22 protein-coding genes are annotated in these 25,067 nt (G+C 66.9%); 10 read left to right on the top strand and 12 right to left on the bottom strand.

Features of this window, described 5'->3' with window-relative positions:
• On the bottom strand, window positions 1–1,617 hold the full coding sequence (locus tag A3Q7_RS20030) for a ShlB/FhaC/HecB family hemolysin secretion/activation protein (protein WP_018413102.1): 1,617 nt from the start codon (window positions 1,615–1,617) through the stop codon (window positions 1–3).
• A 159-nt stretch (window positions 1,618–1,776) separates the two neighbouring features.
• Here A3Q7_RS20030 and A3Q7_RS0116935 point away from each other — a divergent pair, with 159 nt between their 5' ends.
• A complete protein-coding gene (locus A3Q7_RS0116935) occupies window positions 1,777–1,974 on the top strand; it encodes a YgaP family membrane protein (protein WP_018413101.1) in 198 nt (65 codons plus the stop codon).
• 26 nt (window positions 1,975–2,000) lie between these two features.
• Here the strand turns inward: A3Q7_RS0116935 and rsmA are convergent, their stop codons facing one another.
• From rsmA to A3Q7_RS0116915, 4 genes are read right to left on the bottom strand one after another with little or no spacing between them, the layout of a single operon-like run.
• Complete coding sequence (gene rsmA / locus A3Q7_RS0116930) at window positions 2,001–2,789, bottom strand: 16S rRNA (adenine(1518)-N(6)/adenine(1519)-N(6))-dimethyltransferase RsmA (RefSeq protein WP_018413100.1); 789 nt, start codon at window positions 2,787–2,789, stop codon at window positions 2,001–2,003.
• A gap of 13 nt (window positions 2,790–2,802) precedes the next feature.
• Window positions 2,803–3,798, bottom strand: coding sequence for a 4-hydroxythreonine-4-phosphate dehydrogenase PdxA (gene pdxA, locus A3Q7_RS0116925; protein ID WP_018413099.1), 996 nt, complete (start codon window positions 3,796–3,798; stop codon window positions 2,803–2,805).
• A complete protein-coding gene (locus A3Q7_RS0116920; protein WP_018413098.1) occupies window positions 3,795–5,126 on the bottom strand; it encodes a peptidylprolyl isomerase in 1,332 nt (443 codons plus the stop codon). The genes pdxA and A3Q7_RS0116920 overlap by 4 nt, the downstream gene beginning before the upstream one ends.
• 3 nt (window positions 5,127–5,129) lie before the next feature.
• A complete protein-coding gene (locus A3Q7_RS0116915; protein WP_018413097.1) occupies window positions 5,130–7,961 on the bottom strand; it encodes an LPS-assembly protein LptD in 2,832 nt (943 codons plus the stop codon).
• A gap of 171 nt (window positions 7,962–8,132) precedes the next feature.
• Here A3Q7_RS0116915 and A3Q7_RS0116910 point away from each other — a divergent pair, with 171 nt between their 5' ends.
• Both A3Q7_RS0116910 and murU read left to right on the top strand, forming a co-directional pair.
• Entirely contained in the window at window positions 8,133–9,137 is a 1,005-nt protein-coding gene (locus A3Q7_RS0116910; RefSeq protein ID WP_018413096.1) for an aminoglycoside phosphotransferase family protein, read from the top strand.
• An 11-nt stretch (window positions 9,138–9,148) separates the two neighbouring features.
• Complete coding sequence (gene murU / locus A3Q7_RS0116905) at window positions 9,149–9,847, top strand: N-acetylmuramate alpha-1-phosphate uridylyltransferase MurU (protein WP_018413095.1); 699 nt, start codon at window positions 9,149–9,151, stop codon at window positions 9,845–9,847.
• On the opposite strand, the gene A3Q7_RS0116900 is transcribed toward murU, so the two are convergent.
• The 7 genes from A3Q7_RS0116900 to A3Q7_RS20025 form a co-directional block, all read right to left on the bottom strand.
• The gene (locus A3Q7_RS0116900; protein WP_018413094.1) at window positions 9,848–11,326 is read right to left on the bottom strand and encodes a sensor histidine kinase; all 1,479 of its coding nucleotides are present in this window, start codon (window positions 11,324–11,326) and stop codon (window positions 9,848–9,850) included. It lies immediately after the preceding gene.
• Complete coding sequence (locus A3Q7_RS0116895) at window positions 11,326–12,000, bottom strand: response regulator (RefSeq protein WP_018413093.1); 675 nt, start codon at window positions 11,998–12,000, stop codon at window positions 11,326–11,328. Before A3Q7_RS0116895 ends, A3Q7_RS0116900 begins: the two co-directional genes overlap by 1 nt.
• Window positions 12,001–12,101: 101 nt before the next feature.
• Window positions 12,102–12,746, bottom strand: coding sequence for a tetratricopeptide repeat protein (locus tag A3Q7_RS0116890; RefSeq protein ID WP_018413092.1), 645 nt, complete (start codon window positions 12,744–12,746; stop codon window positions 12,102–12,104).
• Window positions 12,743–13,555 (bottom strand): SDR family oxidoreductase, encoded by an 813-nt coding sequence (locus A3Q7_RS0116885; RefSeq protein ID WP_018413091.1) that lies wholly within the window; start codon window positions 13,553–13,555, stop codon window positions 12,743–12,745. Before A3Q7_RS0116885 ends, A3Q7_RS0116890 begins: the two co-directional genes overlap by 4 nt.
• The gene (locus A3Q7_RS0116880) at window positions 13,552–14,220 is read right to left on the bottom strand and encodes a TenA family transcriptional regulator (protein WP_018413090.1); all 669 of its coding nucleotides are present in this window, start codon (window positions 14,218–14,220) and stop codon (window positions 13,552–13,554) included. The genes A3Q7_RS0116885 and A3Q7_RS0116880 overlap by 4 nt, the downstream gene beginning before the upstream one ends.
• 3 nt (window positions 14,221–14,223) lie before the next feature.
• Complete coding sequence (locus A3Q7_RS0116875; protein ID WP_018413089.1) at window positions 14,224–15,684, bottom strand: AMP-binding protein; 1,461 nt, start codon at window positions 15,682–15,684, stop codon at window positions 14,224–14,226.
• Window positions 15,684–16,361 carry a thermostable hemolysin gene (locus A3Q7_RS20025; protein WP_018413088.1) on the bottom strand — a complete coding sequence of 226 codons (678 nt, stop codon included), beginning with the start codon at window positions 16,359–16,361 and terminating at the stop codon, window positions 15,684–15,686. The genes A3Q7_RS0116875 and A3Q7_RS20025 overlap by 1 nt, the downstream gene beginning before the upstream one ends.
• Window positions 16,362–16,552: 191 nt before the next feature.
• Between A3Q7_RS20025 and A3Q7_RS0116865 the strand changes: the two genes are divergently transcribed.
• From A3Q7_RS0116865 to hemF, 7 genes are all read left to right on the top strand, one after another.
• Window positions 16,553–17,866 carry an aminopeptidase P N-terminal domain-containing protein gene (locus tag A3Q7_RS0116865; protein ID WP_018413087.1) on the top strand — a complete coding sequence of 438 codons (1,314 nt, stop codon included), beginning with the start codon at window positions 16,553–16,555 and terminating at the stop codon, window positions 17,864–17,866.
• Window positions 17,863–19,029, top strand: a complete 1,167-nt coding sequence (locus A3Q7_RS0116860; protein ID WP_018413086.1) for an FAD-dependent oxidoreductase — start codon at window positions 17,863–17,865, stop codon at window positions 19,027–19,029. Before A3Q7_RS0116865 ends, A3Q7_RS0116860 begins: the two co-directional genes overlap by 4 nt.
• A 142-nt stretch (window positions 19,030–19,171) precedes the next feature.
• Window positions 19,172–20,206 carry a tRNA dihydrouridine synthase DusB gene (gene dusB, locus A3Q7_RS0116855; protein WP_018413085.1) on the top strand — a complete coding sequence of 345 codons (1,035 nt, stop codon included), beginning with the start codon at window positions 19,172–19,174 and terminating at the stop codon, window positions 20,204–20,206.
• Window positions 20,207–20,258: 52 nt separating this feature from the next.
• A complete protein-coding gene (locus A3Q7_RS0116850; RefSeq protein ID WP_018413084.1) occupies window positions 20,259–20,495 on the top strand; it encodes a Fis family transcriptional regulator in 237 nt (78 codons plus the stop codon).
• Between the two features lie 50 nt (window positions 20,496–20,545).
• Window positions 20,546–22,135 (top strand): bifunctional phosphoribosylaminoimidazolecarboxamide formyltransferase/IMP cyclohydrolase, encoded by a 1,590-nt coding sequence (gene purH / locus A3Q7_RS0116845; RefSeq protein ID WP_018413083.1) that lies wholly within the window; start codon window positions 20,546–20,548, stop codon window positions 22,133–22,135.
• A gap of 588 nt (window positions 22,136–22,723) precedes the next feature.
• A complete protein-coding gene (gene purD, locus A3Q7_RS0116840; RefSeq protein ID WP_018413082.1) occupies window positions 22,724–23,986 on the top strand; it encodes a phosphoribosylamine--glycine ligase in 1,263 nt (420 codons plus the stop codon).
• Complete coding sequence (gene hemF, locus A3Q7_RS0116835; protein WP_018413081.1) at window positions 23,983–24,909, top strand: oxygen-dependent coproporphyrinogen oxidase; 927 nt, start codon at window positions 23,983–23,985, stop codon at window positions 24,907–24,909. Before purD ends, hemF begins: the two co-directional genes overlap by 4 nt.
• The last annotated feature ends 158 nt before the right edge of the window (window positions 24,910–25,067 follow it).

Genomic DNA, 25,067 nt, shown 5'->3' with positions numbered 1-25,067 from the left:
TCATATCGAGTAGGCGAACATGAAATGGACCGTCCAGCGATCGCGGGGAAACCGGGACGGCTCTGCCAGCGGCGTGCTGAGCACCGCCTCCCACACCGCGCCACCGGCCTGTCCGCGCATGCCGGCGCCGAAGCTGGACAGAAAATCCGCGCGGTTTCCGACCGCGCGGGCGCGCCCTGCGTCGAGGTGGAGGAACGCACGGAGTGCCGCCTCCAGCGGCCCCTGCCATGCCGGCAGACGCAGTTCCGTCCTCACGTTGTAACCACGGTCTCCGGCCAGCAGGGCCTCGTCGAAACCGCGCACCGAATGCATGCCGCCCAGCACGATCTGTTCGGCTGCGGGCAGCGCCACCTCGGCATGCTGTGCATGCAGACGCAGGTCCAGATCGACCCCGCCTCCGCTCAGCGGCAGCGCACAGGCAACGGTCATTGCAAGCTTGCGAAACTGGTTGTGCACGAAGGTGTCGGGAGTGCCTTTTGCATCGTCGTCCGCGCCGAAACCACGAAGGCCGAGCGACAGCGCCGGCTCGATCAGGAACTGTCCGTCACCCCATGCGCCGCTGCGGGTCCAGGCAAGTCGCAGAACGCTGGTGCGGCGCGTTCTCAACGCAAGGTCCTCCAGCGAGCGGGCGATGCGGCTACGCGTGATCGACAGGTCGAAGGCATCGCGCAGCCGGTCGTTCAGGCCGATCACCCGGTTCCAGCCGAAAACCGCCGTGCGCACCGACGTATCGAGCGCCAGTCCGAGTACATCGACGTCGGAATGCGAGGCTGCGTACGTGGCGCTCCAGGTGGAATAGCCGGAGGGCAGCGCGAACGACGCGATGGTGGCCTCGGAGCCGGCGCTGTGCACCCGGGCGAACTGCATGTCCTCGAACAGGCCGAACAGGTCGCTCGCGTGCAGGCCTGCACGCAGTCGGCTGCGGCCGGTTGCCGCATTGCCGAGATTGTCCACGCCCGCTGACGCGCCGACCGAGGCGGCGCCCGACACATCGATGTCGAGCACGCTGTCTCCCGGGCGGGCACCGGGCAGTATCTGCACACTGGCCTGGCGGGTACGCAGGCGATTGATCTGCTGCACCCCCTGTTCCAGCGCCATCTGATCGAGCACATCGCCTTCCCTGACCGGAAAGGCGCGCCCCAGGGCACGCCGGTCGGCGGATTCGGAACGGATTGCCGCAACGCGCCCCGGCACGACGGCAATCTCGATCACCTGCCGCTCCGGATCGACGGTACGCACATGGGCATGCGAGGTGACCAGGCCACGCAACACCAGCGCTGCATCGATGCGACGCAACAGCAGTGACAGCCTCGCCATGCCCAGGTCGATTTCGCGATACGGCGCGAGCAGCGCGCGCATGTCCGCTTCGTCGAGCAAACCGGCGTCATCCAGCACGATGCGGTAGCCGCGCAATACCTCCCCGCTCTCGCTCACCGACGCCGGCGGCACATCCAGAGCCGGTTCGGCTGCGACCGGCGGGACAGGGCTTTCGCGCCGCATGAGTTGCCGCTCGCGCTGCAGTTGCTGCTCGTCGAGCAGACGGTCGGCGGGCTCGCGCGCCGCCGCCGGCGCGATGACGGCCAGTCCGGAAAGCACCAGGGCGAGGGAGCGATGCACGATGAGGTCATCCGCCGCAAAAACCCCGAAACTATTCTTTTGTCATGAACAGATCAAGAGGGGTGGCCGCCCGCAGCGTGTGTAACCTCGGTCACAGACCCCGCGGCGCGCCTTGCGGATGATGATTGCCGTCATCATCCAGCAAGCGAGGGCATCATCATGAAATCCAATGTGGGCGGCATCGACAAGATTCTGCGCATCGTCGTCGGCATCGCGCTGATCGCGCTGGCCGCCATGGGCACCATAGGCGTGTGGGGATATATCGGCGTGGTGCCGCTGCTGACCGGGCTGTTCAATTTCTGCCCGGTCTATCCGCTGCTCGGCATCAATACCTGCGGCGTACGCAAGGACGCCTGAACCGTCCCGCCCTGGCGGCGGGTCGTTCAGCCGCGCGACGCGGCGCGATCGGCGCAGTGGTTGGCGATGCGCACGTAGTCGGCGACTTCGAGGGTTTCGCCGCGGCGTGCCGGGTCGATGCCCAGCGCGTCCCAGTCGGCGGCGTCGAGGTATGCGCGCAAGGTGTTGCGCAGCGTCTTGCGGCGCTGACCGAAGGCGGCCTTGACGATGGCGGACATGAGCAGCGGATCGCGCGCGCCGAGCTGTTCGAGCGGGCGCGGACGCAGATGCACGATGGCCGACATCACCTTGGGTGCGGGCCTGAAGGCGCCGGGCGGCACGTCGAACAGGTGGGCGCATTCGAAGCGGTACTGCAGCATGACCGACAGCCGGCCATACTCGTCGCTGTCCGGTGCGGCGACGATGCGGTCCACCACTTCCTTCTGCAGCATGAAAGTCATGTCGCGGATGCGCTCGGCGTGCTCCGCGAGATGAAAAAGCAGCGGGCTGGAAATGTTGTACGGCAGATTGCCGATCACGCGCAGATCCGGCCCCAGCGCAGCAAAGTCGAACTTCAGCGCGTCGGTTTCGTGAATCTCCAGCCTGGACGCCAGATCGCCCTCGCGCAGCCGCGCGGCAAGGTCGCGGTCGATCTCGACCACGTGCATGCGCGCCAGCCCTTCGCTGACCGGCCGCGTCATCGCCCCCAGACCGGGACCGATTTCGACGATGACCTGATCCGGCTTCGGATCGATGGCCGCCACGATCTTGCGGATGATGTTGCCATCGACCAGGAAGTTCTGGCCGAAGCGCTTGCGCGCGCGATGACCGTCCATCACCGGATATCCATCAGTGCGTCGCCATCGCGATGGCCGCCTCGACCGCCTCTACCAGACTGCCGGCGTCGGCACGACCGGTGCCGGCAAGGTCCAGCGCGGTGCCGTGATCGACCGAGGTGCGGATGATGGGCAGCCCCAGCGTGATATTGATGCCATGGCCAAAGGTGGCGTACTTGAGCACCGGCAGTCCCTGGTCGTGGAACATGGCCAGCACCGCGTCCGCGCCGGCAAGATGGCGCGGCACGAACAGCGTGTCCGCCGGCAGCGGGCCTTCGAGCTGCATGCCCTCGCCGCGCAGTGCGTCGAGCACCGGCGCGATCACGTCGATTTCTTCGCGCCCCATATGCCCGCCTTCACCGGCGTGCGGATTGAGGCCGGCGACGACGATGCGTGGCTGGTCAATGCCGAAGCGCCGCTGCAGATCATGGTGAAGGATGCGCAGCGTGGCGGTCAGCGACTCACGCGTAATGGCCGGGGGCACGGCGGCCAGCGGCAGATGGGTGGTCGCCAGCGCAACGCGCAGCCAGGGTCCGTCACCGGCGGCACCGGTGCGCCCTGCCAGCATCATCACCACCTGCGGCGTGCCGGTGGTATCGGCAAGATATTCGGTATGGCCGGTGAAAGGAATGCCTGCGTCGTTGATCACGCCCTTGTGCAGCGGCGCGGTGACCATGGCGGCGAATTCGCCAGCGAGGCAGCCGTCGCGCGCGCGGTCGAGCAGCGACAGGACGTAAGGCGCATTGAGCGGATCCAGGCGTCCGGCGATCGCCGATCGGGCAAGCGGGACATGCAGCACATCGAGCGTACCGCACTCGGCCGGCTGCCCGGCGCGATACTCGCGCACCCGGAGCGGCACACCCACGCTGCGCGCCCGCTCGGCAATCAGTGCGGCGTCGCCGAGCACCACGATGCGTGCGGCAAACTGCCGCGCGGCAAGTGCCGCACACAACTCAGGTCCGATGCCCGCCGGCTCGCCGCTGGTCAGCGCGATGCAGGGCTGCTTCACCTGTCCTCGGCCACGCGCAGTTCGACATAGGCGCGATCGCGCAACTGGCGGACCCAGTCCTGATAGACCTCCTCCGCCTTGCGTTCGCGCAGCGCCAGTCGCGCGGCAGCGCGCTGCCGCTCCATCGACACATCCTCCACCCGGCGTTCCACCACCTGGATGAGGTGCCAGCCAAAAGGCGTCTGTACCGGATCGCTCACCTTGCCCGGCTGCAGGGCATTCATCGCTCGTTCGAACTCGGGCACCGTATCGCCGGGATAGAGCCAGCCGAGGTCACCGCCTTTGGCGGCCGACAGGTCCTGGGAATTCGAGCGCGCCAGCTCGGCAAAATCGGCGCCATTGTCCAGACGTTCCTTGATCGAGGTCAGTCGTCGGCGAGCCTCGGCATCGTTCAGCACCTCCGAGGTCTTGATCAGGATGTGCCGCGCATGCGTCTGACTGACGCGGGCATCGTCGGCACCGGTTCCGCCGCGCTTGTCGACCAGCTTCACGATGTGGAAACCGGCGGGGCTGCGCAGGATGTCGCTGACCTCGCCGGGCTTCATCGAAGGCATCAGATCGGCGAAGAGCTGGGGCATGCGATCGAGCGGACGCCATCCGAGGCTGCCACCGGACAGCGCGTCCTGGGCGTCCGAGTAGGACGCTGCGACACGCGCGAAATCGTCGCCGCGCCTGAGCTGTTCGAGCGCTGCATCGGCACGCGCCTTCAGCCGCAGCAGCACATCCGGCCCGGCGCCTTCCGGCACCCGCAGCAGGATGTGCGACACATTGTATTCCTCACGCTGTTCCGCCTTGCGCTCCGGATTGGCGATGTAGTGGTCGATCTCGCCTTCGGTCACCACCACCCGGCTGTCCACTTCGCGGTCGCGCAGGCGGGTCAGGATGATTTCCTTCCGGATATCCTCTCGGAACCGGCTCCAGGAAATGCCGTCGCGTTCCACCGCGGAACGCAGTTGTGTCACATTCATGTTGTTGCTTTCGGCGATGCGCCCGAGCGCCGCGTCGAGCACACGGTCATCCACGCGCATCTGCGTCTCGTCCGCATACTGGAGCTGGACCTTCTCGTAGATCATGCGTTCGAGCACCTGGCGCTCGAATTCCTCGCGCGGCGGTGGCGTCACATTGCGCGAACGCAACTGGGCGATGGCCTGATCGGTGCGCGAGCGCAGTTCGTAAAGCGTGATCGCATCGGTATTCACCACTGCGACGATGCGGTCGACCTCGACGGTATCGGTCGGCTCTTCCTGCGCCCCGGCCGGGGCATTGAGGAACAGGGACAGGACGAGCAGCGCGAATGGCCGGGCCAGGAACTTCTGCATGATGGACATCCGTCAGTAGCTTTCGCCGAAGATGGGATCGGCGACACTCTGGTTGATCTGGCCATAGCCAGGAATGCTGCGCTTGAGCGCGTCGAGCGGGTTCGAGCCTATGCTCGAGAAATCGCTCAGTTCGAGCTGGAAGAACAGCGCGGTCCGCGTGCGCGACACATTGGTGGCGATGCGCTGGAATACCACGCGTCCCACCCAGCACCCGCCGTTGTATTCGACACCGGCCAGACCTTCCACCAGGCGTCGTTCGGCGATCGAGTAATTGTGCCGTGCCACGCCATACCACCGGTTGGTGATCGGCCATTGTGCCGACACGTCGATGTCGCGGATGTCGGAAACGCCCGAAGTGGTGGAACGACGGAAGCGGTAGGCCGTATTCAGCACATGCGCCTCGCGCGGATTCCAGCGCGCCGAAACGCTGTAACGCTCGGTCTGCGACAGGTCGGTATTGTACTGGACGGCTGCATCCACCCAGGTATCGGGCAAAAGCTGGCCGGACACGGCTGCGAGCGTGCTGGCAATGCTTCCGGTGCGCCGCTGGCCGCCCGGCAGCGTTACGTCCTGGTTGGCGAAGTAGACGCGCTGCCCCAGAGCGAGACGCGCCTTCTCGGCACCATTCGTGGGGTCGATGAAGCGTGAAATCGCGGCGGCGGTGAGCTGGTTGGCGTCGGCGATGCGGTCCTGGCCCGAGAACACGTTCTCGGAAAAGATCTGCGCGAAATTGAAGTCCGCCAGCGCGGTGTCGAACACCGGAAAATCCGATTGATCCCGATAGGGCGCGTACAGGTAGTACAGACGCGGTTCCAGCGTCTGGACCATGCCCTGACCGAACATGTCCGCCTCACGCTCGAACACGGTGCTGGTATCCAGGCTGACGATGGGCACCGCGCGTGACAACGAGGACCGTTCGCCGGCATTGGCGGTGCCGCGGGTGAGATCGTAATTGGTCAGATGTACACCGATCTTTGGCGTGAAGGACAGAAAGGACGTCTGCATGGGCAGCGAAAGCTGCGGATACACCCAGGTACGACGCCCTTCGTCGCGGCTCACATCGTCGATGCGGAATTCGGTGAAATTGCCGCTCAGCCGGAAGGCCAGGCCGGCAGGCAGATCCGCCCGATAGGCGCTGAGCGTGACCGATGGAATCTGCGAATAGGTGGAAGGACGATTCGCCAGCGCCTGGTATTCCGTTGCGCCTGCAACCAGTGACCACCAGTCGCCGCTGTAGCTCAGGGTGCCGCTCCGCGGCAGATAGCTTACCGACGTGATGGCAAGCCGACTGCCCAGATCGGTGTAGTAGTCGACATCGGAAACCGAATTGACGTCGATGCTCGCGTTCAGGCGGTTGGTGACGCGCTGTTTGTGCTGGAAACTGAACGCATAGCGATCCCGCTCGGCGATGCGGTCGCTGGGCAGGTAATCCAGCCTGAGCTGGCCCGAATAGTCGTAATCGAGATAGCGGAACTCGTTGCTCAACATGAGGCCCCGCGTACCCAGTATGCGGGCGGCGAAGGTCGCGTCCATGTTCGGGGCGATGTTCCAGTAGTAGGGCAGCAGCAGGTCGAAACCGGTCCGGTTGGTGACGCCGAAGGTGGGCGTCAGGAAGCCCGACTTGCGGCGGTTGTTCAACGAGAAATCCAGCCAGGGCGAATACAGCACCGGAACACCCTTGAAAACGATCTTGCCATTGCGACCATCACCGACATCGGAATCGAAATCGAGATTGAGCGTATCCGCCTGCGCATACCAGTCCGGATTGTCCGGACCGCAGGTCGAATAGGTCGCACCTTCCATGCGCACCCGGCTGTCGCTGAGGAATTCCATGATGCTCGCCTCGCCGCGCCCGGTCGTGGTGCGCAGGTTCTCGCCGGTCTGCAGATTGCGCCGTATCGTGTAGCGCGGCTTGTCGAACACCCCTTCGCCGCGCCCGAGCTTGTAGCGCAGCGCCGGACCTTCCACCACATCCTCGCCCCGCACAAGACGGACATTGCCAGTCGCCACCAGTTCATCGGTGGGCGGCTGGTACACCACCTCATCTGCGGTCAGAGACGTTCCCGGCTTGCGCAGTTCGGCCGAGCCGGTCGCGCGCATCACTTCGTCGGTCGTGCCGGTGAGCTCGTCCCCGGCAATCAGGGTCGCGCGCGACCCCGGATTGCGTTCCACGTACTCGGACAGCGTGATCGCCCCACGCAGCACCTGCGACTCGTCATCCTCCTGCACGACCGGTGGCAATGCGCCGCCCTCCTCGGTGCCTGAGGTCGCGGCGACCGCCGAATCCACCACGACCGGTTCAGCGGGCGCAGGAACCTTGCGCCGGGCTACCGGCGGCGTGCCCATCAACGCAGGATCCACCTTGAGCGGCGGCAGATTCCGGGCGGTCGTCACATTGCGATACGGCGGTGCTTCGTCGACCGATCGATCGGTGCCAGCGGCTGCGGTCGAGGCCGGCGCGACAGCACGGGACGCGGGCGCCGCAGCCGGTAGCGCCGCAGCCTTGCCCGGCGCCTTCGCTTCCGCCTTCGTGTCGCCGGACCGTGCCGGCGCAGACTGCGGCGGCGTGACCGGAAAACCCTGGGCGGCCGGCGTGCGGGTCGGCGCCTCGCCAGTTCCGGTATCGGCGGTCTGCCCGGGCACTGCGCTCGCATCCTGCGCCATGCCATCCGCAGCATTCTCGCCCGCCGGTGCGGCGTCCGTCCGAGTCGTGTCCGCCTTCTTCGCAGGCTTCTTCGACTGCGGAAGCAGGGCCGGATCAACCTTCAGGGGCTCCATGGCGTCGGCCGCCTGCGCCGACCAGGACAGGAACAACAGGGAAAGGATGACGGAACGCCGCAGCACGAATGGAAAACGGAACAGGCTAAGGGTTGGACAGGCCCGCGACCGCCACGGAGGATGCCGGGCCGGCGGAGACCGCGTTATAGAATCGCGCATCTTATCAAACGGCACCCGTCCGCCGGCCGGCCGGCGCAACAAATTGCTGCCGCTCCGGCCACCGACCCGCTTTCCGAAATGACCGCCGACGTCCGACTTGCCCTGCTGTCCGAATGGCTGCGCGAGCAGTTTCCCGGTTTCGACCTGGATATCCGCCCGGCCTCGGCCGACGCCAGCTTCCGCCGCTATTTCCGCATCACCCTGCCCGATGGTGCCACGCACATCGCGATGGACGCGCCACCGCCACAGGAGGACTGCCGCCCCTTCGTCGCGGTGCAGACGCTGTTCGCCGGAGCGGGCGCCCACGTCCCTGCGGTGCGGGCGCAGGACCTGCAGCGCGGCTTCCTGCTGCTGTCCGATCTGGGCAGCACCACCTATCTGGACGTGCTGGACGGCGAGAACGCCGCCGCACTCTATTTCGATGCGACAACGGCGCTGGTGGACATCCAGCGCGCCAGCCGTCCCGGTGTGCTCCCCGAGTACGACCGCGACCGGCTGCTCGCCGAAATGGAACTGTTCCCGGTCTGGTACATCGGCCGCCATCTCACGGCGGTAATGAGCGACGCCGAAACGACGGCGCTGTACGAGGTGTTCGACCGCATCCTGGACGTGAACACCGCGGAGCCGCAGGTCTTCGTCCACCGCGACTACCACAGCCGCAACCTGATGGTGACGCATCCGAACCCGGGCGTACTGGATTTCCAGGACGCGGTGTACGGGCCGATCAGCTACGACCTGGCAAGTCTGTTCAAGGACGCCTACATCGCATGGGACGAGGAACGGACGCTGGACTGGCTCATCCGCTACTGGCAGGACGCGCGCCGCGCCGGGCTGCCGGTGCGCGCCAACTTCGCGGATTTTCACCGCGACTATGAATTCATGGGCGCGCAGCGCCATCTGAAAGTGCTGGGCATCTTTGCGCGGCTGTATCACCGCGACGGCAAGGACGGCTATCTGAAGGACATGCCGCGCGTGATGAAGCATCTGCGTGCCACCGCGCAGCGCTATCGCGAACTGGCGCCGCTGGCGCATCTGCTCGACCGGCTGGAAGGCAGCGCGCCCCAGGTCGGCTACACCTTCTAGACTGCATCCGAATGAAGGCGATGATACTGGCCGCCGGACGCGGCGAACGCATGCGGCCGCTGACCGACCGCTGCCCCAAGCCACTGCTGGAGGTCGGGGGCAAGCCGCTCATCGTGTGGCATATCGAGCGATTGCGCGATGCCGGGGTGCGCGAACTGGTGATCAACCATGCCCACCTGGGACAGATGCTGTTGGATGCCCTGGGCGACGGCGCTGGCCTGGGCGTGACCATCGCCTGGTCGCCGGAACCGCCTGGCGCACTCGAAACCGCCGGCGGCATCGCCCACGCGCGTCCGCTGCTCGGGGACGCGCCCTTCATCGTCGTCAATGGCGACATCTGGTGCGACGCCGATTTCAGCACGCTTGCCAACCGCGCGACGGCGCTCGCCCGCGACGGCGATGTCGCGTGGCTGCTGCTGGTGCCGAATCCGGCACACCACCCGGACGGAGATTTCCTGCTCGAAGACGGACGCGTGCTGGATGCGGACGGCAAGCGCCTGACGTTTTCCGGCGTCGCCGCCTACCATCCCGCCCTGTTCGACGGCGTCGATCCGGACCGGCCCGCGAAGCTCGCGCCATTGCTGCGCGACGCGATGCGGCGTGCCCGCGTCGGCGGCGGCGCGCACACGGGTCACTGGCACGACGTCGGTACGCCCGAACGCCTGGTCGAAGTGGACCGGCTGGCGCGGCTGTCGGCACCGGACGGATAATCAGACCGGAAGCCGGTCGGCCAGCGGCATGCGGATGTCCACGTTCAGGCCGCCCCCGGGTGAGGTGCCGAGCAATATCCGTCCGCCGAGCCGCGACACGATTTCGTGCACGATGGCCAAGCCCAGACCGGTGCCGCTGCCGGGTGTGCCGGGGATGCGGAAATAGGGTTCGAACACGCGCTCGCGCATGTCCTCGGGAATGCCGGGTCCATGGTCGCTCACGCTCAGCCAGGCCTCGCCCCCCTCACGCCCCACCGACACCTCGATCGCCGTTCCACGCGGCGCATATCGCTGCGCATTGTCGACCAGATTGCCCACCATGCTGGACAGCGCACTGGCATCGCCGATCAGCGTCAACACGTCGTCGCAGTCGTGCAGGTGCAGCGCATGTCCGCTCGCCGCGCAGGCGGCGGTGCGCTGCTGCACCACGTCGCGCACCACGTCGCGCAAGGACACCGGCGCGTCATTCACCGAGCGCCCGGCACGGCTGTGCGCCAGCATCTGTTCGGCGAGGTGCACGCTGCGCGCCACGCCGTCGAGCAGGCGGTCGAGCGATTGGTCGCGCTTTTCGTCGCTGTCGGCGCGCCGCGCATTCTGCGCATGCACACGCAACGCGGCGAGCGGCGTGCGCAATTCGTGCGCGGCCGAATCGATGAAGCGGCGCTCGCGCTCCAGCATGTCGCGCACGCGCGCGAACAGCGCATTGAGCGCGCGCAGCAGTGGCGCCACCTCGACCGGCACGCGCGACAATTCCAGCGGCCGGTCGTCGTTCGGGCAGCGCGCCGAAATGCGCTCGGCCATTTCCGACAGCGGCGCCAGCGCATAGCCGATCAGCAGGCTGGTCAGAACAAGCAGCAATATCAGTCCGAGCACGAGCGGTGCGCCGGTTGCCCAGGCCAGCTTTGCCGACAGTTCCTCGCGCGCGTCGGTACGCTCGGCAACCTGTATCCACACCTCGCCCGAATGCAGCGCGAACACCCGCCAGCGGCCATCGCTCAGATCGTGATCGCTGAAGCCGGCCAGCATCGGTGCAAAGGGCCGTTCCGGCGCCGACGAGGAGCGCGCCAGCAGGCGCATGCCGAGCGCCGAGCGCTCGCCCTCGTCGTCATGCCACACCTGATAGGCGATATGCGTCTCGTACTCGTGCCCGAGCGGCGTCTGTACATCATGGTGACCGAACAGCCAGTCCTGCAGTCTGTCCGACCAGGACTCGTTTCGCGGAGGCTTGAACGCGCGCAGAACAGGACCGGGCAGACTCATGACCAGCGGCGCATTGATGGTCGCGTGCTCGACCTGACGCGCCATCAGGCTGTCCAGCACGCGCGCCGATGTCGCCAGGCGGGCGTCGAACAGTTCGCCGGCTTCGTCGAGTCCCGCCTGCACTGCGAGCAGCGCGGTGGACCCCAGCACGCACAACAGCACCAGCGCGGTGCCACCCAGCAGCAGCACGCGTATCGACAGCCGTCGCCACACGCGCATCAGCCTGCCTGCCGGGGCAAGGGATCGATCACATAGCCGACGCCACGCACCGTCCGTATCAGTTCGGGATAGAACTTCTTGCGCAGGTTGTGGATGTGCACATCCAGCGCATTGCTCTCCAGATCGCTGTCCCAGCCGTAAATGTTCTCGACCAGTTGCTGCCGGCTCAACACATGGCCCACGTTCTCGAGCAGGCGCCGCAGCACCATGAATTCGCGCCGCTGCAGATCCACCGTGCGCTCGTTCATGCTCACCGTGAGCGCCGACGTGTCGAGCGCGATCGGACCGTAGCGAATCAGGTTGACCACCGCGCCACGGGTGCGGCGTTCCAGCACGCGCAACCTTGCCAGCAACTCATCGACATCGAAGGGCTTGACCAGGTAGTCGTCGGCGCCGGCATCCAGCCCGCCGATGCGCTGTGCCGTCGTGTCGCGTGCACTCAGCACCAGCACCGGCGTACCGACGCCGGCTTCACGCGCGCGGCGCAGCACGTCCATGCCGTCGATACGCGGCAGGCCGAGATCGAGCACCGCGATGTCTAAGCCCTCGCCCTTCAGCGCGGCGAGCGCCTGCGCGCCGTCGCGCACCCATTCCACCGTATAGCGCGCGCGTTCGAGCGCATCGCAGATGCCGCTGCCCAGCAGTTCGTCGTCTTCGACCAGCAGGACTTTCATCGGGCGCGAGAGGCCGTAGTGGAAAGTCCTCATTGTCGCTCCACGAGCGGGCGATTGCACCTCTGCCGGCGACCGGGTGCGGCGCTTCGCGACCATGCCATTCAGCGTGTCTTTTCGCGGATCCGTGCCAGCAGCGTTTCGATTTCCTTGCGCCGACCCTCGTCCGCCAGGGGACGCGTCGGCCGGGGCGGCGCCTGCAGGGCGGTTTCGAGGGCGGCCCTGGCCTTGTCATACTCACCGTTGCGGAACAGGAAGTCGCCCATGAAGTAGTTGGCGTCGATGCCGCGCGGATTGATGGCCAGCGCCTTGCCCAGGTACTCGCGCGCCTTGTCCTTGTCGCCGAAGCCGATCGGCCAGCCCGGCACCTGGTAGTAGAGCGATCCCAGGCTGGTGTAGGCGGAACCATCGAGCGCATTCGGGTTCTTCGCGAGGGCCTTCTCGAATGCCGCCCGCGCGTCCTTCACCAGCGACAGCGCGCCCAGGCCGCCCTTTGCGCCAGCGTGGCTGGCGACCACGATACCGTACCAGATGTCGGCTTCCGCCCGGTCCGGATACTCGCCGCGCACCTGTGCGGCCTCCTTGCTCAGCGCCTCGAAGGCCTGCTCCTGCTTGTCAGCGGGCTGGCGGTACTTGATCTGTTCCCATTCGGACTGAAGTCTGGCGATCGATTCCTCGACACCGGCGAAGGCCGGAGAAATCGCCAGCGCGGCGAACAATGCGCAGGAGGCGCGGATGAATGCGTTCACGGTTTCACTCCCTGTTGTGCGTGACGACGGATGACTGCGAGTTGCTTGGCGAGGCTGGCATCGACCAGCCGCGGCAGCAGGCGATTGATGCGGACGAACAGTTTCTCCGGCCATCCGAGATGGCGCTCCGGCCGCGCACCGTCGAGCAGGGCCAGCAGTTCGACGGCGACCTGTTCGGGGGCGTCGCTCGCCACACCGAGTTCGGCATTCAGCGCGTTCTGCGCCGGACTGTTCAGTTCGGTGCGCGTGGCGCGCGGCGCCAGGTACTGCAGCCGGATGCGACTGCCGGCCAGTTCGCGGCGCAGTGCTTCGGTGAATCCCCGCAGCGCGAACTTGCTGGCGCAATAGGCCACGCTGCCCGGATGACCGATGTCACCCAGAATGGATCCGACATTGATCACCCGCGCGGCCGGTTGCCGATGCAGCGCCGGCAGCATCCGGTGCGTGAGCAGCATGGTAGCCACCAGATTGGTCTGTACGATGCGTTCGATATCCTGAGCCGTCTGTTCCTCGAACCAGGCCAGCGCGCCGACACCGGCGTTGTTGATCAGCACGTTGATGCCGTCCCGGACCAGGTCGGCCGCATCCGCGACCGCGCTCCGTCCGGCTTCGCTCGCCAGGTCGGCCGCGACCGTGCGCACGTCGACGTCCGGCGACACGGCAAGCAGTTCGTCGCGCAGCGCCCGCAGCTTGCCGGCGTCGCGCCCGACCAGCAGCAGTGTGCGGGCACGCGGCAGAAGAGCGCGGGCCACGGCCCGTCCGATGCCGCCGGTGGCACCGGTGAGCAGGATGCGCTGATCGGCCTTCATGCCGCCAAAGCCGCTTCAGCGGCCGGCAATGCGCGGAAAATATCGCCGTACAGGCGGTACATGACGCGCGCAACATGAATGACCGCCGCCTGGTCGTCCGCATCGTCCAGGCCATCCATCAGCGTGGCGAAGAAGCGCACATGATCCTGGTCCAGCGTGCCATGCGAATTCAGGTAGCTGAAGGCGGCCGGGGGCAGGCCCAGCACGCGCGCGATGCGGTCGGCCGCTGCGCTGGCAATCTGCACGCTGGTGCCTTCGAGCACGTGCACCATGCCGAAGAAGCCGACCGGATTGTTGCGGGCGATCCAGTCGTAGGCATACGCCACCATGAGTTCGGCTTCCAGGCCCGGCGCCGACGCACGCACCGCGTCCTTGTCACCGCCGCAGACCGCGATGTCATTCAGTATCCATTCCTCATGGCCGATCTCTTCCTCGATGTACTCGGCGACGGCGCGTCTCAGCCCTTCATGCCGGGCCGGCAGGCGCGCGCCGCACGCCATGAGCAGCGGTACCGTGTGGCGCACGTGATGGAAGGCCTGGGTCAGGAAGGCCTGGTACTGATGCAGCGTCACGCGGCCGGCGAGCGCATCCTGGATGATGGGGGCGGACAGCAGATGAGCGCGTTCGGCAGCGGTCTCCCGCTGCAGGCGGTCGTGGAAGGACATGGTTCAGATCTCCGTGGTCGAGGTGGGTGCGCCATCGAGGGCGGCGTACAGGGCGGCGATACGGTCGCCGTAGTGGGCCCATACCGCGTCGCGGCGCACGCGACCGTTGTCGGTTGCCAGGCCGTTGCTCGCTGAAAAGGGCTGCGCGGCGCGCACATGCACACCGATGCGCGCGTAGTCGGGCAGGCGTTCATTGGACCGACGCACCGCATGGTCAAGCTGCGCGTCATCAACACCGGGGCGGGCGACGATGACCGCGGACAATGTCGGACGCGCCTCGCCGAACACCGCGACCTGGCCGATGGCGGGCTCGGCCAGCAGCTCGGACTCCGGCCACTCAGGCGACACATTGCGACCGAAGCTGGTGATGAGCTGGTGCTTCAGCCGGCCGGTCACATGCAAGCGCCCCTGTGCATCGAAATGACCCAGATCACCGGTATGCAGCGGACCATCCGGCAGGGGTGGTGCCCCCAGATAGGCAGCCTGGCGCAGGCCGTGCACCAGGATTTCCTTGCGTGCCGACAGGGTGACCGACAGATGTGGCAACACCCTGCCCACCGCGCCGGGCGCATCGTCCGGCCGGTTCAGCGCGACCACCGATCCCGCCTCCGACAAGCCATAGCCCTCGCACGCGGGAAAGCCGAGCGCGCGCGCCTTCTCGATGAGACCCGGCGCCACGCGCGCACCGCCGACCGCGACCAGCTTCAGGCCACGCGGCACCGGCACGCCCGCCTCGGCCACCGCCACCAGAGCGGTCAGCATCTGCGGCAGCAGGATGAGACTGTCCGGGCGCCACCGGACAATGGCCGACAAGGCGACGCGCGGATCGAACTGGCTGGAACCGGTCACGCCCACCGCGGCCAGCGGCGGAACCACGCATTCCGCCCCGGTCAGCGCCGCGGTATCCGCCCCGGCCACGTTCTCGAGCAGAACCGCCAGCGGCAGCATGCACAGATGGCGACGGATGCCCAGCTCGCGAGCCAGTGCGGCGAGCGAGCCGCTGACCGCCTGCAGCGTTTCGCCGGTCAGGCATACGCCCTTGGGCTGGCCTGTGGTGCCGGACGTGAAGGTGATCTTCGCGGTGCACGGCGGCAGCGCGCGCCGCGGTATGTTGCTGCGGCACAGGTACAGCGGTCCGGCATCGATACGCTCCGGCACGGCGAAGCCCAGCGAGCCGGCGCGCAGCCTGTCATCGACCAGCATGTGGGCGGCGCCCGCCGCCTCGATCGCGTAACGGCATTGCGCATCGGTGAAGAAGGTGGGCAGAGGCAGCACGGTGGCGCCGGCCGAACGCAGCGCGCGATCGGCGATCAGCCAATGCGGACTGTTGTCGGCCAGCAGCGCGACCACCTGATCGCGCAGCGTGGAGAGCGCCGTGCTCCAGGCGGCGATCCGCCGGACGATGTCCGCATCGTCAAGCACCGCCGCATCGTCGGCAAGCATGGACCAGAGCGGCGCATCCATCAGGCGGCCTCCAGTCCGATCAATGGCAGGCCGTGCCCGATGCGGCCGACCATGACAGTGGGACCGTTGCGGTAATAGCTACCCCAGGCGCCCTCGCCATCCTTCAGTCGCGCCGGGTCGGCGCGCGCGACCGCGTGTACCCGCAAGCCCAGTCGCGTGAAGGAATTGGCCAGCGCACGGGTGGCGGTGAACACCACGTAATCGAGACCGCGCGCATACAGATGAGCGGTGGCCATCGCGATCAGCCGCCTGCCCATGCCGGCCGAGATGGCGGCCATATTGCCGACCTCGGCCATGGCGCCGCGCGCCACCGGTTCACCCAGCACCGAGGACAGCGCTCTTTCCAGGGGAAGGTCGAGATACTGCTCGACGAACACCTCGGCACGCGTGGCGGGCAGGGTGTAGCCGAGTGCCGCCTGCCAGCGCCCGTGCGCATCGCGCACGCCGAGCAAGGTGTCGGCGAAGTGCGAAATGGTTGCGCCATAGCTGCGCAGGAAACACCGGGCGATGAAACGTTCGATATCGGCACGTTCCGGATGACCGTGACCGAGGACTTCCAGAGAACCGGCATCCCGCCCGGGCCAGACCAGCCCGCCCAGGCTGGCTTGCAGGGTGGCTTCCGCCGGTGGCTGGGCATGCGGGGAGTGAAGCGGGATCAGGGCGGCAGTGTGCGGCATGAGCGATCTCCAGTGCGATGAGGGGATGCTCTGCCCGCCGGATTAAGCGAAACTTAAGAAAATCGCCCTGAACACCGGGTGGACCGCAGGTGAAGGTTTCGGAACGTTTCACGCGCCGCGCCGTCAGGACAGGCGTCTGGCCCACGCTCCAGCCGGCACCGGCCGCCCCCCCCATTCGACACGGACCCGACATGCACCCCTATTCAGAACGCCGCGCCCGACTGGCCGAACGCATGGTCTCCGGCGTAGCCGTCATTGCGACCGCGCCGGAGCGCACGCGCAACCGCGACACCCACTACGGCTACCGCTACGACAGCTATTTCCATTACCTGACCGGTTTTTCCGAACCGGAGTCGGTGCTTGTGCTGGTGGCCGGCGACACGCCACGCAGCATCCTGTTCTGCCGCGAGAAGAACCTCGAGCGGGAAATCTGGGACGGCTGGCGCCACGGGCCGGACGCGGCACGCGAGAAGTTCGGGTTCGACGAAGCTCATACGATAGGTGAACTGGATGCGAAGCTGCCGGAACTGATCGCCGACCAGCCGCGACTGCATTTCGTGATCGGCGAAGACCCGGCATGGGACCAGCGCATGATGAGCGCGCTGAACGCGGTGCGCGCCCAGGTGCGGGCCGGACGACGCGCGCCCTCCGAGCTGCTGGACATCCGCCAGCCGCTGGATGACATGCGACTGATCAAGGACCTGCACGAACAGACACTCATGCGTCAGGCGGCCGACATATCGGCGCGTGCCCATCGCCGGGCCATGCTGGCCACCCGGCCGGGCGCGATGGAATACGAGATCGAAGCCGAACTGCTGCACGAATTCCGCCGCAGCGGTTCGGAGGCGCCGGCCTACGGGTCCATCGTGGCCGGCGGTCCCAATGCCTGCGTGCTGCACTATGTGTCGAACGACGCGCCATTGCGCGACGGCGACCTGCTGCTGATCGACGCCGGCTGCGAACTGCACGGCTACGCCTCGGACATCACGCGCACATGGCCGGTGAATGGCCGTTTCAGCGGTGCCCAGCGCGATGTGTACCAGCTCGTGCTCGATGCGCAGACAGCCGCCTTTTCCGCAGTCAAGCCGGGCGCACGCTTCATCGATTACCACGACGCGGCGGTCCGCGTGCTCGCCCAGGGCATGCTGGATGTCGGTCTGCTCAAGGGCACGCTGGACGAGGTGATGGAAAAGGGCGACTACCGTCGTCACTACATGCACCGCACCGGCCACTGGCTGGGCATGGATGTGCATGATGCCGGCGAATACCGCCCGCGTGACGGCGGACCGACCGAGTGGCGCACGCTGGAACCGGGCATGGTGCTGACCGTGGAACCGGGGTGCTATATCCGCCCGGCCGACGACACGCCGGAAGCATTCTGGAACATCGGCATCCGCATCGAGGACGACGTGATCGTGACCGCCGACGGCTGCGACATCTACACCTCTGCGGCGCCGAAAACCATTGCCGACATTGAAAGCCTGATGGCGGAGGCGCGTGCATGAACCCGGAGGTCGCTTCGGTGAGCGATGTGCTGGTGATCGGCGCCGGCCCGGTCGGGCTGGCGGCTGCATGCATGCTGCGCGAGGCCGGTCAGGCGGTCACCGTGGTCGATGCAGGCCCTGCCGCACGCGCGCAGCAGGACCGGCGCATCATCGCGCTGTCGGCCGGCTCACGCGACATCCTGCAAGGACTTGGCGCGTGGCCGGGCGGCGACATGACGCCGATCGGCACCATCCACATCTCGCAACGCGGTCACTTCGGACGCACCGAATTGCGCGCGTCGGATTTCGCGGTCGATGCACTGGGACATGTGGCCCCTGCCGGGGTGATCGCAAGCGCCCTGCTCCGGCGCGCGGAGTCGCTGGGCGTGGACATCCGCCACAACTGCCCGGCCACCGCGCCCGACGCCTGGCAGGCGCGCATCGCGACGCCGCAGGGCGACATGAGCGCGCAGGTGCTGCTCTGGTGCGAAGGCCGTATCGACGGCGAGGACGCATTGTCCCGCTCGCGCGAGTACGACCAGCACGCGATCGTGACGCTGGCCGCGCCGGCGAAGCCGCACGGTCACGTGGCTTACGAGCGCTTCACGCCGCATGGCCCGGTCGCACTGCTGCCCTGCGGTCGCGACTACGCGGTGGTCTACACCTGCAGGCAACAGGAACTTGATGCACTGATGTCCGAAAGCGACGCTGCCTTCATGCGCCGCCTGAGCGGCGCGCTGGGCGAGCGCGTGCAGTTTTCATCGATCGCCCCGCGCGCAAGCTGGCCGCTGGTGCTGCGCATGCGCGCCGACATCGTACGCGGACGGCAGGTGTGGCTGGGCAATGCCGCACAGACGCTGCACCCGGTGGCCGGCCAGGGCCTCAACCTGGCGCTGCGTGACGTGGCCCAGCTCGCCGACAGCCTGCTGCCCGCGCTGTCGCGCGGCGAGCCGGAGACCGAATCCGCGCTGCGGCGCTATGCGGCACGACGCCGGCTGGACCGCCAGGCGACCGGCAGTTTCACCGATCTGCTCGCCCAGGCATTCACGCTGGGTGCTGAGCGGCCGTTTCTCGGGCCGCTGGCCGGTCACGTGCGGGGCGCTGCACTGGCCCTGCTCGATGCCTGTCCGCCCGCCCGTGCCTTCCTGGGCAGACGCATGATGTACGGCGCACGCGGCTGGTAGAGGCAGCCGCTCCGCCGGCTGCACGTGGCGGGAACGCGCTCTGTGCAGCATGCCGCGCCGGGCGATCCGCACAAGGTTTCGCCCAGCCGCTCCATCGGAGTAGAATCGCGCCCCTGCCTGTCCGAAATCCCCCTTGCCCATCATGCAGTTCGTCGGATTCACGCTGCGAAACAACCTTTTCGTCGCACCCATGGCCGGTGTGACCGACCGCCCCTTCCGCCAGCTCTGCAAGAAGCTGGGCGCCGGGCTCGCGGTGTCCGAAATGGTGACATCGAATTCGCTGCTCTATGGCAGCGCCAAAACCCAGCGGCGCGCCAACCACGACGGCGAGGTCGCGCCGATTTCGGTGCAGATCGCCGGTGCCGATCCGAAGATGATGGCTGACGCAGCCCGCCACAACGTGGATCGCGGTGCGCAGATCATCGACATCAACATGGGCTGTCCGGCGAAGAAGATCTGCAATGTGATGGCCGGCTCCGCGCTGATGCAGGACGAACCGCTGGTGTCCCGGATACTTGAAGCGGTGGTGCAGGCGGTACCGGACACCCCGGTCACGCTGAAAATGCGTACCGGCTGGAACCGCGACAACAAGAACGCCCCGCTGCTGGCACGTGTGGCCGAACAGTGCGGCATCCGCGCGCTGGCGATTCACGGCCGCACGCGGGCGGACCAATACACCGGCCACGCCGAATACGACACCATACGTGCGGTAAAGCAGGCGGTTGCCATCCCGGTCATTGCCAATGGCGACATCACGACGCCGCACAAGGCAAAGGATGTGCTCGACATCAGCGGTGCCGACGGCGTCATGATAGGTCGCGCCGCCCAGGGCCGGCCCTGGATATTCCGCGAGATCGAGCACTATCTGGCCACCGGCGAACTGCTGGCGCCGCCAGAGGTTTCCGAGATCCATCGCGTCTGCCGCGAACACGTCGAGGATCTGTACGGCTTCTACGGCAGCGACTCGGGTCTGCGCATCGCCCGCAAGCACATTTCCTGGTACACGAAGGGCCTGGTCGGTTCTGCCGCGTTCAGGCACGCGATGAACCGGCTTGAAAGCACCGAAGCGCAACTCGCGGCGATAGACGAATTCTTCGGCCGCATGGCGGCCGACAACGACAGGCTCGCCTACGAGCCGGACTCCACCGAAGACGCAGAGCAGGAACTGGCCGCCTGAGCGCCCTCACCCGGGCAAGCTCGACAGATCGGACCATCAGGGAGAGGCCGCCATGAGCGGACGCAGTGATATCGCCGAGTGCGTCAAGCACTCGCTGGAACGTTATTTTCGCGATCTCGACGGCGAAGCGCCGAGCGGGCTTTACGACATGGTGCTCAAGCAGATGGAGCGACCCATGCTCGAAGTGGTCATGCGCGAAGCCGCCGGCAACCAGACACGCGCGGCCGACATGCTGGGCATGAACCGCAACACCTTGCGCCGCAAGCTCAGCGACCACGGCATGATTTGAGCGGCACCAGACGCCGCGGCACCGATCCCCAAAACTTCCCGGAACATGGCATGAAAGTTCAGCGCGCATTGATCAGCGTGTCCGACAAGACCGGCATCGTCGAGTTCGCCGCCGCGCTGGCGGACCTCGGCGTCGAGTTGCTGTCGACCGGCGGCACCGCGCAACTGCTGGCCCAGGCCGGCCTCAAGGTGACCGAGGTCGCCGACCATACCGGCTTTCCGGAAATGCTCGACGGCCGCGTCAAGACGCTGCACCCGCGCATCCACGGCGGGCTGCTGGCGCGGCGTGAAGTCGAGGCTCACATGCAGGCGCTGCGCGAGCATGGCATCCCGACCATAGATCTGCTGGTGGTGAACCTCTATCCCTTCGAAGCCACCGTGGCAAAGCCCGGTTGCACGCTGGACGAGGCGATCGAGAACATCGATATCGGCGGTCCGGCCATGGTGCGCTCCGCCGCCAAGAACTGGCGCGGTGTGGCCGTGCTGACCGATGCGGCGCAATACGCCGGCGTGCTCGCCGAACTGCGCAACGGCGGCGCGTTGTCCGACGCCACCCGCTTCGCGCTGTCGGTCGCCGCGTTCAACCGCATCGCCAACTACGACGCCGCGATCAGCGACTACCTGTCGGCGCTGAACGCGGACGGATCGCGCAATGAATTCCCGGCGCAGTCCAACGGTCGCTTCGTGAAGATCCAGGATCTGCGCTATGGCGAGAATCCGCATCAGCGCGCCGCCTTCTACCGCGACCTGTATCCGGCCCCGGGCTCGCTGGTGAGCGCCAAGCAGTTGCAGGGCAAGGAACTGTCGTACAACAACATCGCCGACGGCGATGCCGCCTGGGAATGCGTCAAGAGTTTCGAAGCGGGCGCCTGCGTCATCGTGAAACATGCCAACCCGTGCGGCGTGGCGCTGGGCGCAACGCCGCTGGATGCGTATCGCAAGGCATTCGCGACCGATCCGACCTCCGCCTTTGGCGGCATCATCGCGTTCAACCGGCCGGTCGATCTGGCCGCGGCTGAAGCGGTTGCCGGCCAGTTCGTCGAGGTGCTGATCGCACCGGCTTTTTCGGCCGACGCACTGAAGCTGCTGGCGGGCAAACCGAATGTGCGCGTACTCGAAATCCCGCTCGATGGCGTCGATACCGAGGGCGCCAGCGCCTGGGCGCGCGGACGCAATATGCACGACGTGAAACGCGTGGGCTCAGGCCTGCTGATCCAGAGCGCCGATGAACCGGAAGCGCTGGAAGGCCGCCTCAAGGTGGTCACCAAGCGCGCCCCGAGCGCGCAGGAACTGGCCGACCTCAGCTTCGCCTGGCGCGTGGCGATGTACGTGAAATCCAACGCCATCGTTTACTGCCGGGACGGCGCAACAGTCGGTGTCGGCGCCGGACAGATGAGCCGCGTCGATTCGACGCGCATCGCGAAGATCAAGGCGGAGAACGCCGGTCTGACGATCGCCGGTTCGGTGGTTGCCTCCGACGCCTTCTTCCCGTTCCGCGACGGCGTCGATGTGCTGGCCGAAGCGGGCGCGCGCGCCATCATCCAGCCGGGTGGCAGCATGCGTGACGAAGAAGTGATCGCGGCCGCCGATGAACATGGTCTGGCCATGGTGTTCACTGGCATGCGTCATTTCCGTCATTGAGATGAGTGCCCCCACGCTCACTGCGTTCGCTGCCCCCCGAGGGGGCTGCGCCGCCCTTGGGGCGGCCCGGCGGGCGACGCGTGCTTCCACGCTCACTGCGTTCGCACAGGGACGGCTTTGCACAGCCGTCCCGTTCGACCGGCGCGGCGCATCCGCCACGCAACCCCGGCTTCACCCCCACCGAGGGGGCTGCGCTCGTCCCACGGTCGGTTTTGCACAGCCGACCGGTTACGCGGGCGACGAGCAGTGCTCGCCGAAACCCCCGCTACACCCTTGGGGCGGCCCGGCGGGCGACGCGTGCTTCCACGCTCACTGCGTTCGCACAGGGACGGCTTTGCACAGCCGTCCCGTTCAGCTGGCGCGGCGCATGCGCCACGCAACCCCGGCTTCACCCCCACCGAGGGGGCTGCGCTCGTCCCATGGTCGGTTTTGCACAGCCGACCGGTTACGCCGGGCGGCGAGCAGTGCTCGCCGAAACCCCCGCTACACCCTTGGGGCGGCCCGGCGGGCGACGCGGTGGACAACGGAAGACAGACAGGCAAGGATTTCCGGCCGCAGCTTGGCCTACGCATTGAACAAGGACGCAACATGAAACTGCTGGTCATCGGTGCGGGCGGACGCGAACATGCGATCGCCTGGAAGCTTGCGCAGAGCCCGCGCATCCAGAAGGTGTATGTGGCGCCCGGCAACGCCGGTACCGCGCTGGAGCCGGGCGTCGAGAATCTGCCGATCACTGATTTCGCGGAGCTGATCAGCTTCGTCGAAAACGAGAACATCGCCTTCACCGTGGTCGGTCCGGAAGCGCCGCTGGCAGCCGGCGTGGTCGATGCCTTCCGGGTGCGCGGGCTGAAGATTTTCGGCCCCACGCGCAAGGCGGCCCAGCTCGAAAGCTCGAAGGACTTCGCCAAGCAGTTCATGGTGAAGCATGACATCCCGACCGCGCATTACCAGACCTTCACCGATGCGGCCGCGGCACGCGCCTATGTCGACGAGAAGGGCGCGCCCATCGTGATCAAGGCGGACGGGCTGGCCGCCGGCAAGGGTGTCGTGGTGGCGATGACGCTGACCGAAGCGCACGCGGCCATCGGCGCCATGCTGCCGGGTGACGATGGCGGCAGGTCACGCGTCGTGATCGAGGAATTCCTCGCGGGTGAAGAAGCCAGCTTCATCGTCATGTGCGACGGCCAGACCGCGCTGCCGCTGGCGACCAGTCAGGACCACAAGCGCCTGCTCGATGGCGATGCCGGCCCCAACACCGGCGGCATGGGCGCCTATTCGCCGGCGCCGGTCGTGACGCCGGAAATCCACGCCCGCGTCATGCGCGAAGTGATACAGCCGGTACTCACCGGCATGGCGCTCGATGGCCTGCCCTACACCGGCTTTCTGTACGCCGGCCTGATGATTTCGCAGGATGGCGGCATCAAGGTGCTGGAGTTCAATTGCCGCATGGGCGACCCGGAGACCCAGCCCATCATGATGCGGCTCAAGACCGATCTGGTGGATCTGATGGAAGCCGCGCTGGAGACCCGGCTATCCGAAACCAGCACCGACTGGGACCGGCGTGTCGCCCTCGGTGTGGTGATGGCGGCGGCCGGCTACCCGGATGCACCACGCAAGGGCGACGAAATTGTCGGACTTGCGCCGGCTGCAGCGGACAGCCATGTATTCCACGCGGGCACCGCACTGCGCGACGGCAAGGTCGTGACCCACGGTGGCCGCGTGCTGTGTGTCACGGCCTTGGGCGACACCGTGAAGCAGGCACAGCGTTCCGCCTATGCGTTGTGCGACACCCTGCGTTTCGATGGCGCGCAGTTCCGGCGCGACATCGGTCACCGCGCGGTGCGGCGATGAGCAGCCGCGCCGACGCGGTCCGCAACGGGCTGCTGGATCTGCAGGACCGCATCATCGCCGGTCTTGAGTCCGCAGACGGACAGCCATTCATGACCGATGCCTGGCAGCGCGGTCCGCAGGAGACGCTGCAGGGCGATGGCCGCACGCGGCTGATCGAGGAAGGCGGCGTGTTCGAGCGCGGCGGCTGCAATTTTTCGCATGTGCGCGGTGACCGCCTGCCGCCGTCGGCATCGGCCAACCGGCCCGACCTGGCCGGTGCATCCTTCGAAGCGATGGGCGTATCGCTGGTGCTGCATCCGCGCAATCCCTATGTGCCGACGGTGCACCTGAACGTGCGTTTCTTCATCGCCGAGCCGCCTCAGGGCGAGGCGGTGTGGTGGTTCGGCGGCGGCATGGATCTGACGCCTTACTATGGCTTCGCGGAAGACGCCGCGCATTTCCACCGCACCTGCCGCGACGCGCTGGCCCCGTTCGGCGACGACGTATGGCCGCGCTACAAGAAGTGGTGCGACGAGTATTTTTATCTCAAGCACCGCAAGGAAGCACGCGGCATCGGTGGCGTGTTCTTCGATGATCTGGGCGCCGACGGCGACATCGATTTCGACACGGCCTGGGCGCTGACCCAGGCCGTCGGCAATGCCTTCCTCGAGGCCTATCTGCCCATCGTCGAGCGTCGACGCGCGCTGCCTTACGGCGAGCGTGAACGCGACTTCCAGGCCTACCGCCGTGGCCGCTATGTCGAATTCAACCTGGTGTTCGACCGCGGCACCCTGTTCGGACTGCAATCGGGTGGCCGCACTGAATCCATCCTGATGTCCATGCCGCCCATCGTGAAGTGGCGTTACGCCTGGCACCCCGAGGCAGGTTCGCCGGAAGAAAAGCTCTACACCGACTTCCTCCCCCCGAAAGACTGGTTGGTGTAGCGGGGGTTTCGCGAGGCATTGCCTCGCGCCCGCGGAACAGGTCGGCTGTGCAAAGCCGGCCCCGGTCGTCAGGGGGTTTCGCGAAGCACTCCCCCGCGCTCGCGGAACAGGCCGGCTGTGCAAATGGGGCCCGCGCCCAGCATACGCCGCGTCGCGAC

This window comes from Methyloversatilis thermotolerans, assembly GCF_000372885.1.
In the GTDB taxonomy this organism is placed as follows: domain Bacteria; phylum Pseudomonadota; class Gammaproteobacteria; order Burkholderiales; family Rhodocyclaceae; genus Methyloversatilis; species Methyloversatilis thermotolerans.
This window is presented reverse-complemented; position numbering and strand designations above follow the sequence as displayed.